At 53.2% G+C, this 15,566-nt stretch carries 12 protein-coding genes, 2 tRNA genes and 2 rRNA genes; 10 read left to right on the plus strand and 6 right to left on the minus strand.

Annotation, left to right across the window (positions count from 1 at the left end):
• The first annotated feature begins 117 nt into the window (after nucleotides 1-117).
• The 4 genes from AAIE02_RS00240 to dkgB all read left to right on the plus strand — a co-directional run bounded on the left by AAIE02_RS00240 (nucleotide 118) and on the right by dkgB (nucleotide 4,352).
• Nucleotides 118-3,024, plus strand: a 23S ribosomal RNA gene (locus AAIE02_RS00240).
• A 98-nt stretch (nucleotides 3,025-3,122) separates the two neighbouring features.
• Nucleotides 3,123-3,238: ribosomal RNA gene (gene rrf / locus AAIE02_RS00245) — 5S ribosomal RNA — on the plus strand.
• A gap of 55 nt (nucleotides 3,239-3,293) precedes the next feature.
• Nucleotides 3,294-3,370: transfer RNA gene (locus tag AAIE02_RS00250), tRNA-Asp, on the plus strand.
• A 175-nt stretch (nucleotides 3,371-3,545) separates the two neighbouring features.
• The gene (gene dkgB / locus AAIE02_RS00255) at nucleotides 3,546-4,352 is read left to right on the plus strand and encodes a 2,5-didehydrogluconate reductase DkgB (RefSeq protein WP_008457256.1); all 807 of its coding nucleotides are present in this window, start codon (nucleotides 3,546-3,548) and stop codon (nucleotides 4,350-4,352) included.
• Between the two features lie 6 nt (nucleotides 4,353-4,358).
• Here dkgB and yafC read toward each other — a convergent pair whose 3' ends face one another.
• Nucleotides 4,359-5,261 (minus strand): DNA-binding transcriptional regulator YafC, encoded by a 903-nt coding sequence (gene yafC, locus AAIE02_RS00260; protein WP_336983790.1) that lies wholly within the window; start codon nucleotides 5,259-5,261, stop codon nucleotides 4,359-4,361.
• A 104-nt stretch (nucleotides 5,262-5,365) separates the two neighbouring features.
• On the opposite strand from yafC, the gene AAIE02_RS00265 reads away from it, so the two are divergent.
• The 3 genes from AAIE02_RS00265 (at nucleotide 5,366) to AAIE02_RS00275 (ending at nucleotide 8,330) form a co-directional block, all read left to right on the plus strand.
• The gene (locus AAIE02_RS00265; protein WP_498531769.1) at nucleotides 5,366-6,541 is read left to right on the plus strand and encodes an MFS transporter; all 1,176 of its coding nucleotides are present in this window, start codon (nucleotides 5,366-5,368) and stop codon (nucleotides 6,539-6,541) included.
• Between the two features lie 146 nt (nucleotides 6,542-6,687).
• Nucleotides 6,688-7,491 carry an endonuclease/exonuclease/phosphatase family protein gene (locus AAIE02_RS00270; protein ID WP_008457262.1) on the plus strand — a complete coding sequence of 268 codons (804 nt, stop codon included), beginning with the start codon at nucleotides 6,688-6,690 and terminating at the stop codon, nucleotides 7,489-7,491.
• Between the two features lie 71 nt (nucleotides 7,492-7,562).
• Nucleotides 7,563-8,330, plus strand: coding sequence for a class I SAM-dependent methyltransferase (locus tag AAIE02_RS00275; protein WP_008457263.1), 768 nt, complete (start codon nucleotides 7,563-7,565; stop codon nucleotides 8,328-8,330).
• 46 nt (nucleotides 8,331-8,376) lie between these two features.
• Here the strand turns inward: AAIE02_RS00275 and mltD are convergent, their stop codons facing one another.
• Complete coding sequence (mltD, locus tag AAIE02_RS00280; protein WP_498531770.1) at nucleotides 8,377-9,747, minus strand: murein transglycosylase D; 1,371 nt, start codon at nucleotides 9,745-9,747, stop codon at nucleotides 8,377-8,379.
• Between the two features lie 70 nt (nucleotides 9,748-9,817).
• On the minus strand, nucleotides 9,818-10,573 hold the full coding sequence (gloB, locus tag AAIE02_RS00285; protein WP_498531771.1) for a hydroxyacylglutathione hydrolase: 756 nt from the start codon (nucleotides 10,571-10,573) through the stop codon (nucleotides 9,818-9,820).
• 35 nt (nucleotides 10,574-10,608) lie between these two features.
• Here gloB and AAIE02_RS00290 point away from each other — a divergent pair, with 35 nt between their 5' ends.
• The gene (locus tag AAIE02_RS00290) at nucleotides 10,609-11,373 is read left to right on the plus strand and encodes a class I SAM-dependent methyltransferase (RefSeq protein ID WP_336818457.1); all 765 of its coding nucleotides are present in this window, start codon (nucleotides 10,609-10,611) and stop codon (nucleotides 11,371-11,373) included.
• Here AAIE02_RS00290 and rnhA read toward each other — a convergent pair.
• Nucleotides 11,327-11,803, minus strand: coding sequence for a ribonuclease HI (gene rnhA, locus AAIE02_RS00295; RefSeq protein WP_039290486.1), 477 nt, complete (start codon nucleotides 11,801-11,803; stop codon nucleotides 11,327-11,329). The genes AAIE02_RS00290 and rnhA overlap by 47 nt on opposite strands.
• A 66-nt stretch (nucleotides 11,804-11,869) precedes the next feature.
• Here rnhA and dnaQ point away from each other — a divergent pair, with 66 nt between their 5' ends.
• Together dnaQ and AAIE02_RS00305 are read left to right on the plus strand one after the other, a co-directional pair.
• Nucleotides 11,870-12,601 carry a DNA polymerase III subunit epsilon gene (dnaQ, locus tag AAIE02_RS00300; protein ID WP_008457272.1) on the plus strand — a complete coding sequence of 244 codons (732 nt, stop codon included), beginning with the start codon at nucleotides 11,870-11,872 and terminating at the stop codon, nucleotides 12,599-12,601.
• 134 nt (nucleotides 12,602-12,735) lie between these two features.
• Nucleotides 12,736-12,812 (plus strand) — tRNA-Asp (locus AAIE02_RS00305).
• Nucleotides 12,813-12,924: 112 nt separating this feature from the next.
• Here AAIE02_RS00305 and AAIE02_RS00310 read toward each other — a convergent pair.
• Both AAIE02_RS00310 and AAIE02_RS00315 read right to left on the minus strand, forming a co-directional pair.
• Nucleotides 12,925-13,848 (minus strand): DMT family transporter, encoded by a 924-nt coding sequence (locus AAIE02_RS00310; RefSeq protein WP_008457273.1) that lies wholly within the window; start codon nucleotides 13,846-13,848, stop codon nucleotides 12,925-12,927.
• A 146-nt stretch (nucleotides 13,849-13,994) separates the two neighbouring features.
• Complete coding sequence (locus AAIE02_RS00315) at nucleotides 13,995-15,488, minus strand: NCS1 family nucleobase:cation symporter-1 (RefSeq protein WP_336983794.1); 1,494 nt, start codon at nucleotides 15,486-15,488, stop codon at nucleotides 13,995-13,997.
• Between the last annotated feature and the right edge of the window lie 78 nt (nucleotides 15,489-15,566).

Raw genomic sequence — 15,566 nt, forward strand, 5'->3', positions numbered from 1 at the left:
AATTGAAACGACATGTCGTCTTATTCTTCCGTAATAAAGAATGAGGTTAAGACATGTTCGAGTCTCTCAAATTTTCACAATATCGATTGTGTCTTACGAGACACCTTCGGGTTGTGAGGTTAAGCGACTAAGCGTACACGGTGGATGCCCTGGCAGTCAGAGGCGATGAAGGACGTGCTAATCTGCGATAAGCGTCGGTAAGGTGATATGAACCGTTATAGCCGGCGATTTCCGAATGGGGAAACCCAGTGTGATTCGTCACACTATCATTGCGTGAATACATAGCGTAATGAAGCGAACCGGGGGAACTGAAACATCTAAGTACCCCGAGGAAAAGAAATCAACCGAGATTCCCCCAGTAGCGGCGAGCGAACGGGGAGCAGCCCAGAACCTGAATCAGTTTGTGTGTTAGTGGAAGCGTCTGGAAAGTCGCAGGGTACAGGGTGATACTCCCGTACACTAAAATGCACATACTGTGAGTTCGAAGAGTAGGGCGGGACACGTGGTATCCTGTCTGAATATGGGGGGACCATCCTCCAAGGCTAAATACTCCTGACTGACCGATAGTGAACCAGTACCGTGAGGGAAAGGCGAAAAGAACCCCGGCGAGGGGAGTGAAAAAGAACCTGAAACCGTGTACGTACAAGCAGTGGGAGCCTCATTTATGGGGTGACTGCGTACCTTTTGTATAATGGGTCAGCGACTTATATTCTGTAGCAAGGTTAACCGTATAGGGGAGCCGCAGGGAAACCGAGTCTTAACTGGGCGTTAAGTTGCAGGGTATAGACCCGAAACCCGGTGATCTAGCCATGGGCAGGTTGAAGGTTGGGTAACACTAACTGGAGGACCGAACCGACTAATGTTGAAAAATTAGCGGATGACTTGTGGCTGGGGGTGAAAGGCCAATCAAACCGGGAGATAGCTGGTTCTCCCCGAAAGCTATTTAGGTAGCGCCTCGTGAACTCATCTTCGGGGGTAGAGCACTGTTTCGGCTAGGGGGCCATCCCGGCTTACCAACCCGATGCAAACTACGAATACCGAAGAATGTTATCACGGGAGACACACGGCGGGTGCTAACGTCCGTCGTGAAGAGGGAAACAACCCAGACCGCCAGCTAAGGTCCCAAAGTCATGGTTAAGTGGGAAACGATGTGGGAAGGCACAGACAGCCAGGATGTTGGCTTAGAAGCAGCCATCATTTAAAGAAAGCGTAATAGCTCACTGGTCGAGTCGGCCTGCGCGGAAGATGTAACGGGGCTAAACCATGCACCGAAGCTGCGGCAGCGACACTATGTGTTGTTGGGTAGGGGAGCGTTCTGTAAGCCGTCGAAGGTGAACTGTGAGGTTTGCTGGAGGTATCAGAAGTGCGAATGCTGACATAAGTAACGATAAAGCGGGTGAAAAGCCCGCTCGCCGGAAGACCAAGGGTTCCTGTCCAACGTTAATCGGGGCAGGGTGAGTCGACCCCTAAGGCGAGGCCGAAAGGCGTAGTCGATGGGAAACAGGTTAATATTCCTGTACTCGGTGTTACTGCGAAGGGGGGACGGAGAAGGCTATGTTAGCCGGGCGACGGTTGTCCCGGTTTAAGCATGTAGGCGGAGCGTTTAGGTAAATCCGGACGCTTATTAACGCTGAGGTGTGATGACGAGGCACTACGGTGCTGAAGTAACAAATGCCCTGCTTCCAGGAAAAGCCTCTAAGCATCAGGTAACATTGAATCGTACCCCAAACCGACACAGGTGGTCAGGTAGAGAATACCAAGGCGCTTGAGAGAACTCGGGTGAAGGAACTAGGCAAAATGGTGCCGTAACTTCGGGAGAAGGCACGCTGTCGGTAAGTGAAACCCCTCGCGGGTGGAGCTGAAGGCAGTCGAAGATACCAGCTGGCTGCAACTGTTTATTAAAAACACAGCACTGTGCAAACACGAAAGTGGACGTATACGGTGTGACGCCTGCCCGGTGCCGGAAGGTTAATTGATGGGGTTATCCGCAAGGAGAAGCTCTTGATCGAAGCCCCGGTAAACGGCGGCCGTAACTATAACGGTCCTAAGGTAGCGAAATTCCTTGTCGGGTAAGTTCCGACCTGCACGAATGGCGTAATGATGGCCAGGCTGTCTCCACCCGAGACTCAGTGAAATTGAAATCGCTGTGAAGATGCAGTGTACCCGCGGCAAGACGGAAAGACCCCGTGAACCTTTACTATAGCTTGACACTGAACATTGAGCCTTGATGTGTAGGATAGGTGGGAGGCTTTGAAGCGTGGACGCCAGTCTGCGTGGAGCCAACCTTGAAATACCACCCTTTAATGTTTGATGTTCTAACGTAGACCCGTGATCCGGGTTGCGGACAGTGTCTGGTGGGTAGTTTGACTGGGGCGGTCTCCTCCTAAAGCGTAACGGAGGAGCACGAAGGTTAGCTAATCACGGTCGGACATCGTGAGGTTAGTGCAAAGGCATAAGCTAGCTTGACTGCGAGAGTGACGGCTCGAGCAGGTGCGAAAGCAGGTCTTAGTGATCCGGTGGTTCTGAATGGAAGGGCCATCGCTCAACGGATAAAAGGTACTCCGGGGATAACAGGCTGATACCGCCCAAGAGTTCATATCGACGGCGGTGTTTGGCACCTCGATGTCGGCTCATCACATCCTGGGGCTGAAGTAGGTCCCAAGGGTATGGCTGTTCGCCATTTAAAGTGGTACGCGAGCTGGGTTTAGAACGTCGTGAGACAGTTCGGTCCCTATCTGCCGTGGGCGCTGGAGAATTGAGGGGGGCTGCTCCTAGTACGAGAGGACCGGAGTGGACGCATCACTGGTGTTCGGGTTGTCATGCCAATGGCATTGCCCGGTAGCTAAATGCGGAAAAGATAAGCGCTGAAAGCATCTAAGCGCGAAACTTGCCCCGAGATGAGTTCTCCCTGACCCTTTAAGGGTCCTGAAGGAACGTTGAAGACGACGACGTTGATAGGCTGGGTGTGTAAGCGTAGCGATACGTTGAGCTAACCAGTACTAATGATCCGTGAGGCTTAACCTTACAACACCGAAGGTGTTTTCAGAGACGAAAGATTTTCAGCTTAGTTCAGGATTAGATTGATGGTTATATAGAGATATAACGGTCAATAACAGAATTTGCCTGGCGGCCGTAGCGCGGTGGTCCCACCTGACCCCATGCCGAACTCAGAAGTGAAACGCCGTAGCGCCGATGGTAGTGTGGGGTCTCCCCATGCGAGAGTAGGGAACTGCCAGGCATCAAATTAAGCAGTAAACCGGGGCAACAAACCGGTGGTTGTAGAAAAATTCGGTGGAGCGGTAGTTCAGTCGGTTAGAATACCTGCCTGTCACGCAGGGGGTCGCGGGTTCGAGTCCCGTCCGTTCCGCCACTTATTTAAGCCCTGAGTCTTCGACTCAGGGCTTTTTTGTTTTTAAATTTCATCACACACGGCGGCATTGTTGCTGATTTAGCAAAAATCTTCTGCATTTATCTGCCTTTTTCATCAAAGTTCTCCCCTGCATACTCTGCCTCATACAAACGCACACCCTATAATGAGGTTAATAATGGCAATTCCTGCATTCGGTCTGGGCACTTTCCGCCTGAAAGACGACGTCGTCATCGCATCGGTTAAAACTGCGCTGGAACTGGGCTATCGCGCAGTAGACACTGCTCAAATCTATGATAATGAAGCGGCTGTTGGTCAGGCCCTGGAAGAAAGCGGTATTCCGCGTGATGAACTGTTTATCACCACCAAGATCTGGATCGAAAATCTGAGTAAGGACAAGCTGATCCCGAGCCTGAAGGATAGCCTGGCGAAACTGAATACTGATTATGTCGATCTGACCCTGATCCACTGGCCATCACCAAACGACGCCGTACCGGTTGCTGAATTTATGCAGGCGCTGTTGTCGGCGAAAGAAGCGGGTCTGACTCGCCAGATTGGGATTTCGAACTTTACGGTAGAGCTGATGCAGCAGGCCATTGACGCCATTGGCGCTGAAAACATTGCGACTAACCAGATCGAACTGTCGCCATACCTGCAAAACCGCACCGTTGTTGAGTGGGCAAAACAGCATAACATCCACATCACGTCTTACATGACGCTGGCGTATGGCAAGGCACTGGCAGACGAAACGATTGGCCGCATTGCACAGAAGCATCAGGCGACCCCTGCTCAGGTGATTCTGGCGTGGGCGATGGCTCTGGGTTACGCAGTCATTCCTTCATCTACCAAACGTGTGAATCTCGAAAGCAACCTGCAGGCGCTGAACTTGAAGCTGGATGCAGAAGACATGGCGGCTATTGCTGCTCTGGAATGCAATGACCGCCTGGTGAGCCCGGAAGGTCTGGCACCTAAGTGGGATAACTGATCCTGATTACGGCCCTGCATGGGGCCGTTTTACTGCGTCACTCAGAAAATCAATAAATGCACGAATACGTGTACTGACCGCCCGGTCGCTATAGTACACCGCACTGAAAGGCATATTGACCGGCAAAAGTTTATCGGCAAGCACCTCAATGAACTCTCCGCTCTCAATCTCTTTATCAATCATAAAATCCGACAGGCAGGCAATGCCGTTTCCCGTCAGGCAGAGCTGCTTAAGTGTCTCGCCACTATTCGAAGATAACCCAGGCTTGATCTCAAAAAGCTGCCCATCCGCTTGTGAAACAGGCCAGCGGTTAAGAGATGACGGCTCGGTAAAGCCCAGGCAGACATGATTCATCAAATCGTCGGCAGTCTCCGGCACACCGTGTGCCGCCAGATATTCAGGTGATGCAATAATCTTGCGATAACTGCTAAAGAGTGGGCGAGCACGTAAGCTTGAGTCGGTTAAATTGCCCACGCGGATCGCCACATCGACTTTGCGTTCGATGAGGTTAATGAAGGTTTCTGAAGAGACTAGCGAGAGCGTCATTTCCGGGTAGCGTTCGCGGAACGGTTTTATCAGCGGCATCAGTAAATGCAACATTACCGGCGTTGCGGCATCAATGCGCAATAATCCCCGCGGCGTTTGCTTACTTTCCATCACTTCATTTTCGGCTGCGGCCATCGCCTGCAGAATCTGCTGCACGTTACGGAAGTAGCGTTCACCTTCCTCCGTCAGGCTCAGCTGCCGGGTTGTGCGGTTGAGCAGGCTTACTCCCAGCTTCATCTCCAGCTTTTTAACCGTTCTGCTTACCGCAGAGTTAGCCTGTCCCAGCTGTTCTGCTGCGCGGCTAAAACTCCCGCTTTCTACTACGGCAACGAAAATCGCAAGTTCTTCCGATGTAGCCTTCATTGTTGCTCCACAAGCAAAATTCTATTGAGATTTTACATATTTTTGTTATTTAAGCATCCCGCCATACTGCGTGTCATCAAAAGACACCTGTTATGGAGTAAATTATGCCTCTGGCGCTTCTGGCACTGACAATCAGTGCTTTCGCAATCGGTACTACCGAATTTGTGATTGTCGGGCTTGTGCCGACCATCGCTGAACAACTCGCGATCTCCGTGCCGTCGGCAGGATTGCTGGTTTCTATCTATGCCCTGGGCGTAGCCATTGGCGCGCCTGTCCTGACCGCTTTAACGGGTAGATTGCCGCGTAAACAGCTGCTGATTGGGCTAATGGCTCTCTTTACAGTGGGCAACGTTATTGCCTGGCTGTCGCCTAATTACGAGACCCTGGTTGTGGCTCGTCTACTAACTGGCCTGGCGCACGGCGTGTTTTTCTCTATTGGCTCTACGATTGCGACAAGCCTTGTGCCTAAAGAGAAAGCAGCTTCGGCCATTGCCATTATGTTTGGTGGCCTGACGGTAGCGCTGGTGACCGGCGTGCCATTAGGCACTTTCATCGGGCAGCATTTTGGCTGGCGTGAAACCTTCCTCGCGGTCTCGGCTATTGGCGTGATCGCGTTAATCAGCAGCATGATCCTTATCCCGAAAGATATTCCTAACCGTGCGATGGCGGGAATAAAAGAGCAATTACAGGTCCTGACGCATCCGCGTCTGGTACTGATCTATCTGGTTACTGCTCTGGGCTATGGTGGCGTGTTCACCGCCTTCACCTTCCTTGCTCCAATGATGCAGGATCTGGCCGGCTTCTCACCTTCTGCGGTTAGCTGGATCCTGCTCGGTTATGGCGTATCGGTGGCTATAGGTAACATCTGGGGTGGGAAACTGGCGGATCGTCACGGTGCGGTGCCGGCTCTGAAGTTTATCTTTGCTGCTCTGGCTGCGTTACTTCTGGTCTTCCAGTTCACAGCGCATTCACATGTTGCTGCCTTGCTGACGATTTTGGTGATGGGCGTTTTTGCTTTCGGCAATGTGCCGGGATTACAGGTTTATGTTGTCCAAAAAGCTGAACAATACACGCCCAACGCGGTAGATGTTGCCTCTGGGCTCAACATCGCGGCTTTTAACGTAGGGATTGCCCTGGGCTCCATTATTGGCGGTCAGACTGTACAGAACTTCGGCCTGGCGCAAACGCCCTGGATTGGCGCCGTGATTGTTGTTCTGGCACTGCTGTTAATAGGCTTAAGTGGCCGACTCGATAAGCAATCACGGGTTGCCATCGGTTAAGTTTTATCCTTCCGGAGCGTGATTGTTTACGTTCCGGAAAGGCAATGGTTTGTAATGGTCGTTGAAAGTCTGCGCTAAAGTCCCTATAACTGAAAGATAGCCTGCGAGCTGCGGGCAAGTTGAGTTACTGAGGTCGTTAGCCAAACGTGCACAAGAATACCTATGCCATGAGATATGTAGCCGGACAGCCAGCAGAGCGCATTCTGCCTCCTGGCTCGTTCGCGACTATCGGCCAGGCATTACCCCCCGGTGAACCTTTACCCGGTCAGGACACAATTCGCGTTCTGGTGTGGAACATCTTTAAGCAGCAGCGGGCCGACTGGCTTTCAGTGCTGCAAACCTTCGGCAAAGACGCACATCTGATGTTGCTCCAGGAAGCGCAAACGACGCCTGAGCTGGTCAGGTTTGCGACTTCTAACTATCTGGCTGCCGACCAGGTTCCTGCCTTTGTTTTACCCCAGCATCCTTCTGGCGTGATGACGCTGTCTGCAGCCCATCCGGTATATTGCTGCCCGCTGCGTGAACGCGAGCCGATCCTGCGCCTGTCTAAATCCGCTTTGGTCACGGTTTATCCGCTGCCAGACGGACGCATGTTGATGGTGATTAATATCCATGCCGTCAATTTTAGCCTCGGTGTCGATGTCTACAGCAAGCAGTTGGGGCCTATTGGAGACCAGATAGGGCATCACAACGGGCCGGTGATCATGGCCGGTGATTTCAATGCCTGGAGCCGTCCACGCATGAACGCGCTCTTCCGCTTTGCCCGCGAGATGACGCTCCGTGAAGTCCGCTTTACTGACGATCACCGCCGCCGGGCGTTTGGTCGCCCTCTTGATTTTGTGTTCTATCGTGGCCTGAACGTCACCGAAGCTTCGGTGCTGGTGACTCGTGCATCAGACCATAATCCGCTACTAGTTGAATTCCGTCCCGGCAAGCCTGAGCTGAAATAAGGTTCGTCAGGTCTGCCGTTGGGCAGACCTGTGCGCTGCCCTTTTTCTCACTTAACCGCAAGGACATAACGATGACAACGCAATCCCATCACGACAAAGTTGGCCAGCAGTTTGGATCTCAGGCCAGCGCCTATTTGACCAGTACGGTTCATGCTTCCGGGCGCGATCTGGAGCGGCTTAGCGCAAGGCTGAATGACTTCCCTCATGCCACGCTCCTGGACATGGGATGCGGGGCAGGGCACGCCAGCTTTATTGCCGCGGCTAAAGTGAAATCGGTGGTGGCTTATGATCTGTCCGAGCAGATGCTGGCGGTCGTTGCTGAAGCGGCAACAACGCGCGGAATAGCGAATATCGCGACGCGTCAGGGATACGCGGAATCATTGCCGTTTGACGACGGTATTTTTGACGTGGTGATCAGTCGCTACTCAGCGCATCACTGGCACGATGTTGGTCAGGCGCTGCGCGAAGTAAAGCGCGTGCTTAAGCCCGGTGGTATTGCCATCTTTATGGATGTGACCTCGCCAGGCCATCCGGTTAAGGATATCTGGCTGCAAACGGTCGAGGCGCTTCGAGATACCTCGCATGTGCGTAATTATTCCAGCGGAGAGTGGCTTAGCCTGTTCAATGAGGCGGGCCTGGTCACGCACAGCGTGTTGTGTGACAGGTTGAATCTGGAATTTACCAGCTGGATCGCCAGAATGCGCACGCCGATAGTGTTATCGGACGCAATCCGCGCCTATCAAAAAAGCGCCTCTGACGAGGTGAAACAATACTTTGAATTGCAGCGGGACGGCTCATTCACCAGCGATATCATCATGCTGGAAGCGCGAAAGGCGTGAGGTAAAAAAGAAAAGGCACCGTAAGGTGCCTTTTTTGTTCTGGCTATCAGGTATCCGGCGAGCTGTTGCCGCTGACAAACAGCGTCAAACGGTCACCCGGTCTCAGGTCATCGGTACCGCTGTTCCAGCGCATCACATCTTTGATGTTCACGCCGTGACGTTTAGCAATACTCGACAACGAGTCGCCTTTGCGCACCTGATAAGTGATGCTGCTGTTATCAGCCAGCTGCGTGGCGCCACCTTTCACGCTGAGCGTCTGCCCAACTTTGAGGTGCGAACCGCGCAGGTTATTCCAGCTCTGCAAATCCTTAGTATTCACACCCAAGCGTGAAGCAATGCTGGACAGAGTATCCCCTGAACGCACTTTATAGGATTTGTTGCCACCCGCGTTGAGACGGTTATCCGCCACCAACGTTGGCTGTAAAGCATCGATTTCCCCTGAAGCCAGAGAGGCTTTCAACTGCTCGGCATGCTTTTTCGGCACCATCACATAGCGCTGATTTTTTCCAACGGTGGTGCTTTTCACGCCGGCGTTGAAGGTCTTCAGGTTGGTGAGCGACATGCCTGCCATTTCGGCGACCTGCGTTAACTCAACCGGACTGCTTACTTCAACACGCGCCAGCGCGCGGCTTTCATCCGTTGTCGGCAGACGTACGCCGTACTTCTGACTGTTTTTGAGTATGTCACTCAACGCCAGCATTTTCGGTACGTAGCTCTTTGTTTCACGTGGCAAAGCCAGCGACCAGAAATCGGTAGGTTTACCCCGCGATTTGTTCGCTTTAATAGCATTCAGCACGCGGCCTTCACCGCTGTTGTACGCCGCCACGGTCAACAACCAGTCGCCGTCAAACATCTTGTTCAAACGCTGCATCATATCCAGTGCGGCAGTGGTGGAAGCCACTACATCACGGCGTGCATCGTACGCTTTGGTCTGCTTCAGACCGTAATTGCGCCCCGTACTTGGGATAATCTGCCAAATGCCTGCGGCATTTGCACCAGACGTCGCGTGGGGGTCAAAAGCGCTCTCCACTATGGGTAGTAGTACTAGTTCCATTGGCATGTTGCGTTTCTTAACTTGCCCGGCAATCCAGTACATATACGGCTCTGCCCGTAATGTTACATCGTGGAGATAGCTCTTATTACTCAGGTACTTCTGTTTCTGTTCGCGGATACGGATGTTTTCCGGTATCCCCATCTTTAGCTCGTTGCCGATGAAGTTCCACAGGTTTTGATCTTGCGCGAGGAAGGTTCCATCATCCATCCATCGCGCGGAGGTCGCTCGACCCGTGTACTTTCCTGCTTCACCTTGACCAGCTGCAGACAGACTCTGTGCGTGCTGTTGAATGTTGGCATCATGCTTTGACGCCTGGCACCCGACAAGCAAGACAGAGGCGAGTAGTATCGCTTTTGCCTTCATGTGTGTGTCAATGGTTGCTTAAAAGACGAGCGATGATACCGTCGCCTTTTCGACAACACAACCAGAATATTCAGAAGCTGTCCTTCTTTGTCCTTAACCAGGCGAATATCTCATGGGGTTGTTGCAAGTTTGTTTCTTTTTTTATTTCTTCTTTTAAAACAACATCTTCAGTGCGTAAAAAAATATTTATTTCACGTTCAGTTTGCAGGGAAGACGGCAATGTTGAATGATTTTTTGCGCGTAACTCCTTAACTTTTCGATAGTATCCCGTTAAATGCTCATCATGGGGTAGAATACTTAAGGCAAACTTTATGTTCGATTCCGTGTACTCATGTGCGCAACAAATCAGTGTATCGGCGGGGAGTTCATTAAGCTTTTGAAATGAATTAAACATCTGATATGCCGTGCCTTCAAAAAGCCTTCCACAGCCGCCTGAAAACATTGTGTCGCCGCAAAATAGATAAGGAAAACTAAAAAAGGAGATATGTCCTAAAGTGTGACCAGGTGTTGCTATCACGCGAAATTCACGCCCAAGCAGACTAAACTTATCCCCTTCGCCCACGATCTGAGTGGCGCCTTTCTGTCGGGTTTCCTCCGGGCCGTAGACCTTAATCTTCGGAAACTTGTCCTTTAATTGCTGAACGCCACCCACATGATCGGCATGATGATGGGTCAGCAGAATGGCCTCTGGCTGCCAGCCGTTTTCCTCTATTCCCCTCAATACCGGTGCGGCGTCGCCAGGGTCAACGATCACACATTTTCCCTGCTCGTTATTAAGCACCCAGATGTAGTTATCCTGGAAGGCACGAATACTGTTAAGATTCATAGTTCAACCTCTCTATGGCCATTAAGAAGGTAGTGATGAAACCGGCAAGGATACCTGAGATTATCACTTCCCCCCATCATTGGGCGCAGCTGCGGTGGGGAGAACACTATCGGGATGCGCTCGAAGAGCAGCTCCGCCCGTGGCTGGCGAAAATGTTCGGCTTTCACTTATTGAAAATTGGCAACCTGAGTGCGGAAGTGAACACCGAAGCGTGTGCGATTTCGCATCAGGTTAATGTGGCCCTGCAGGGTGAACACCTACAGGTTAATGCCGATCCTCTGCACTTGCCTTTTGCGGCGAAGTCGGTGGATGCTTGCCTGTTGGCCCACACGTTACCCTGGTGCCCTGATCCCCACCGCCTGCTGCGGGAAGTGGATCGTGTCCTGATCGACGACGGTTGGATCGTGCTCAGCAGTTTTAATCCCATTAGCTTGCTGGGGCTGGGGAAAATGGTCCCGTTCCTGCGTAAGCGTGTGCCTTATAATAGCCGAATGTTTACCCCCATGAGGCAACAAGACTGGCTGTCGTTACTGAATTTTGAAGTGATGTACCGGCGCAGTTTTCAGGTCCTGCCCTGGCATAAGCAAGGTGGGCGTTTGCTGAGTACGCATCTGCCGGCGCTGGGCTGTATGCACGTTATCGTGGCGCGAAAACGCACGCTGCCGCTGACGCTGAACCCAATGAAAAGCCGCAAAGCGAAAAATCAGATTCGCTCGGCGGTAGGGGCCACGCGGCAGTACCGCGAAGCCGTTGCTAAGGTGCCGCCGCGTCCGGCTGATAACCCACATCCTCATGAGTAGGGCGGGAGGCTGCGTTGCGCGCCAGTTCGTCGCAGCGTTCGTTCTCCGGGTGTCCCGCATGCCCTTTGACCCATTCCCACTTAATCTGGTGATGGCTCAGGGCGGCGTCCAGGCGCTTCCATAAATCGACGTTTTTCACCGGCTTTTTATCTGCCGTCTTCCAGCCGCGTTTTTTCCAGTTGTGGATCCACTGGGTAATGCCCTGGCGGACGTACTGGCTGTCGGTGCTGAGGACCACATCGCAGGGTTCGATCAGCGCCTCAAGCGCGACGATAGCGGCCATCATTTCCATGCGGTTATTGGTGGTGAGACGAAACCCTTCGCTGAAGATTTTCTCGTGCTGCTTGTACCGCAAAATTGCCCCGAAGCCGCCCGGCCCTGGATTCCCCAGGCAGGAGCCATCGGTGAAAACTTCTACCTGTTTACGCATCTCTGGTAGACTTCCTGTGATGAAAACGTCAAGTCTGACACAAACGAGCGCGATGAGCACAGCTATATGATTTCTACCCCCACCAGACAAATAGTCCTCGATACCGAAACCACCGGTATGAACCAGATCGGTGCTCATTACGAAGGGCATCGCATTATCGAGATCGGTGCGGTTGAAGTGATCAACCGTCGCCTGACGGGCAACAACTTCCACGTCTACCTCAAGCCCGACCGGCTGGTGGATCCGGAAGCCTTTGGCGTTCACGGTATTGCGGACGAGTTCCTGGCGGATAAGCCGACCTTCGATCAGGTTGCAGACTCGTTCCTCGACTACATTCGCGGCGCCGAGCTGGTCATTCATAACGCCTCGTTTGATATCGGCTTTATGGACTACGAGTTCAGCAAGCTGCGGCGCGACATTCCTAAAACGGATACCTTCTGTAAGGTAACCGACAGCCTGGCAATGGCCCGTAAGATGTTCCCGGGCAAGCGGAACAGCCTCGATGCGCTCTGCTCTCGCTATGAAATAGACAACAGCAAACGTACGCTGCACGGCGCATTGCTCGATGCCCAAATCCTGGCCGACGTTTATCTGATGATGACCGGCGGGCAAACGTCACTCAAATTTTCTATGGAAGGTGATGTGCAGCAGCAGCAGGGCAGCGGCGGCATTCAGCGCGTGGTACGTCGTGCAACAGGTATGCGGGTGATCCACGCCAGTGATGAAGAGCTGGTGGCCCATGAATCGCGCCTTGATTTGGTGCAGAAGAAGGGCGGCAGCTGCCTCTGGCGCAGCTAAAAATAGCCAAAACGAGTTAAAAATCACCACTCAGGTGATTTTTGCGGCAAACGGTTAATTTTATGATAAAAAGCGTTGACGGTTATCGGGGCAATCCGTAATATCCGCTTCGTTCCCGACGGGGAACAAAACGCGGAGCGGTAGTTCAGTCGGTTAGAATACCTGCCTGTCACGCAGGGGGTCGCGGGTTCGAGTCCCGTCCGTTCCGCCACAATTCAGAAGGCCTGAGTCAGCAATGACTCAGGCCTTCGTCGTTTCTGTCTTTCTTAAAAATTCACCTAACCCCCGCACCGCAATCGCGCGAGGGCTGGCTGAAACCACCTCTAGTGCCTGCTGGCCAACGCCACACCTACCAAAATAGTCGCAATCCCGATGATATGGAAAAGATGCAGCGTTTCGCCGAGAAACACCAGCGACAGCACTACGCCAAAGACTGGGATCAGGTGAATGCTAAGCCCGGCACGCGCGGCACCGACGGCTTCCACGCAGCGTCCGTACAGCAGATAGGAAACAAAAGAGGGGAATGCACCGAGGAACACGACCGCTGAAATCGTCATGGTATTCCAGTGTGGCACAGCCCCGGTGCTCATTTCATGCAGCCACAGCGGCAGCGTCACCACCAGCGCGATAGCCACCTGAACGCCCAGCAGCCCCATGCGGCTAATATCGGAAGGGATTTTTCGGATCCACAGCGTATACAGCGCAAAACAAGCCATGGCCGCCAGCAGCATCAGGTCACCCGATGAAAACGCCATTTGCAGCAGCCCGTGGATATCGCCCTTAAAGATAATAAACAGCACGCCGCAGCAGGAAATTGCCAGGCCGACCACCTGCTTAACGCTGAGCTTGTGCCCAAAGAATAGCGCACCAAACAGCATAATCAGCACCGGTATACAGGAGTTAAGCAACAGCGCGTTGGTGCTCGAAGTGTGGTGCAGGCCGATATAGACCAGCAGGCTAAAGCAGACGATCCCCGTCACCGACACGGCGACAATCCAGCCCAGATACTCCCGGTAGCGACGAAAGTCTCTTTTTATATAAGGCAGCGCAAACGGCAGAATCACTATGAGCGCCACCAGCCAGCGCATAAAGGTGAGCCCCACCGGGGGAATATCATTGCGAACGGCTTTGCCGACGATGTAATTGCACGCCCAAAGCAGCGGCGGAATGGTGAACAGGAGCAAAACATACCAGGCCGACGGCTTATGGGGGGCAGCCTCAGTGGCCGACTTCTTACTGCTGAGCAAGGGACTCTCCTTTGAAACGAGATTTTGCTGGAAAGGGCGAAGGGAGAATATATCACTCGTGCTGGGCCAGCCGTCGTCTCAGAGAAGAAAAAGAGTATGTCTGGAAATGAAAAAGCCTGAACCCCTTCGGGCCCAGGCCTCAATGTTTACTCTTTGGAGGTGGCGACGCGGCCAGCAAAACCGGCAGCAACGCTGACTTTTTCGCTACGGGCCAGCCAGCGGTAGCAGCTCAGGCCGAGGAACACGCCGATAAACCAGCTGAAGTTGGCGACTTCATGCAGCGAAGGAATAAAGCTGATGGTCAGGCAAACGGCAACCGAAGGCACCAGGGCGATAATCGCTTTCGGGTTAAAGCCTCGGCTGTACCAGTAGCGGCCTTTCGGCGTGTCGTTAAACAGATCGTCGACGTGAATTTTACCGCCTTTCACCAGGTAGAAGTCCGCCAGCAGGATGCCGAACAGCGGCCCAATGAACGAGCCCAGCACATCCAGCGTGTAGTGGATAAGTTCCGGGGACTGGAACAGGTTCCACGGCGTCAGCAGCACAGAACCCACCGCGGCGATCATCCCACCCGCACGGAAGCTGATCTTCTGCGGAGAGCAGTTAGAGAAGTCGAACGCCGGAGAAACAAAGTTCGCCACGATATTGATCCCGATAGTCGCGGTGATCATCGTCAGCAGGCCTATCGCCATTGCGAGGCTGTTGCCGATATGGCTCACGGTTTCGATCGGGTCGGTGATCATTTTGCCGAACAGCGACTGAGTACCGGACACAATCACCACGGTGACAATAGAGAACAGCAGGAAGTTAAACGGCAGGCCCCAGCGGTTGCCGCGGCGGATCTCATTCATGCTTTTACCGTAGCGAGAGAAGTCGCCGAAGTTCAGCAGCGGGCCGGAGAAGTACGACACCACCAGCGCGGTGGCGGTGATCATCTGCCACACCTGCTCGCCGGAGCTAAGCTGTTTGCTGGCTAAGGTAAAGGAGATGCCATCGAAGCCAGTCTGATACAGGATCCAGCCTGCCAGCGCCATCATCACGATGTATACCGCAGGGCCCGCGATATCAATAAAGCGCTTAATCGCATTCATCCCGTGCCAGAACACCATCGCCTGCAGCACCCACATAATGCCGAAGCAGATCCAGCCGAGCTGAGACAGGCCGAGGAAGCTCACGCCCGTCATCGGCGCAAGCGTTGGCCAGAACTTCAAGAGCACCAGCATTAAGGCGTTAGCGGCCAGGTAAGTTTGTATCCCGTACCAGGCGAAGGCGATAAGCCCGCGGATCACCGCCGGAATATTCGCGCCGAAGACGCCGAAAGCCTGGCGGCAAATCACCGCGTAAGGCACGCCCGCCATCTGGCTGGGTTTGGCGACCAGGTTGGCACAAAACTGCACGATGCAAATCCCTGCCAGCAGGCAAATCAGTACCTGCCAGCTGGCCAGCCCGAGCGTAAAGAAGCTGGCTGCCACCACGTAGCCGCCCATGCTGTGTACATCCGACATCCAAAACGAAAAAATATTATACCAGGACCAAGTCTGGTGGCGGGTTGGGGCCAGGTCATCGTTGCACAGGCGCGGGCTGTAGCCGGCGTTGGCACTCTCTTTCATGGCTGTTGCGTTGTTCTCTATACCTGGCATGGGATCTGCTCCTATAAAAACAGAAGATGGATTACGTCTGCCATAGGTATTGCAGGAACCAGGCCAGGTTTGCATTTC

It is taken from the genome of Cedecea sp. Ae19-4 (assembly GCF_059801165.1).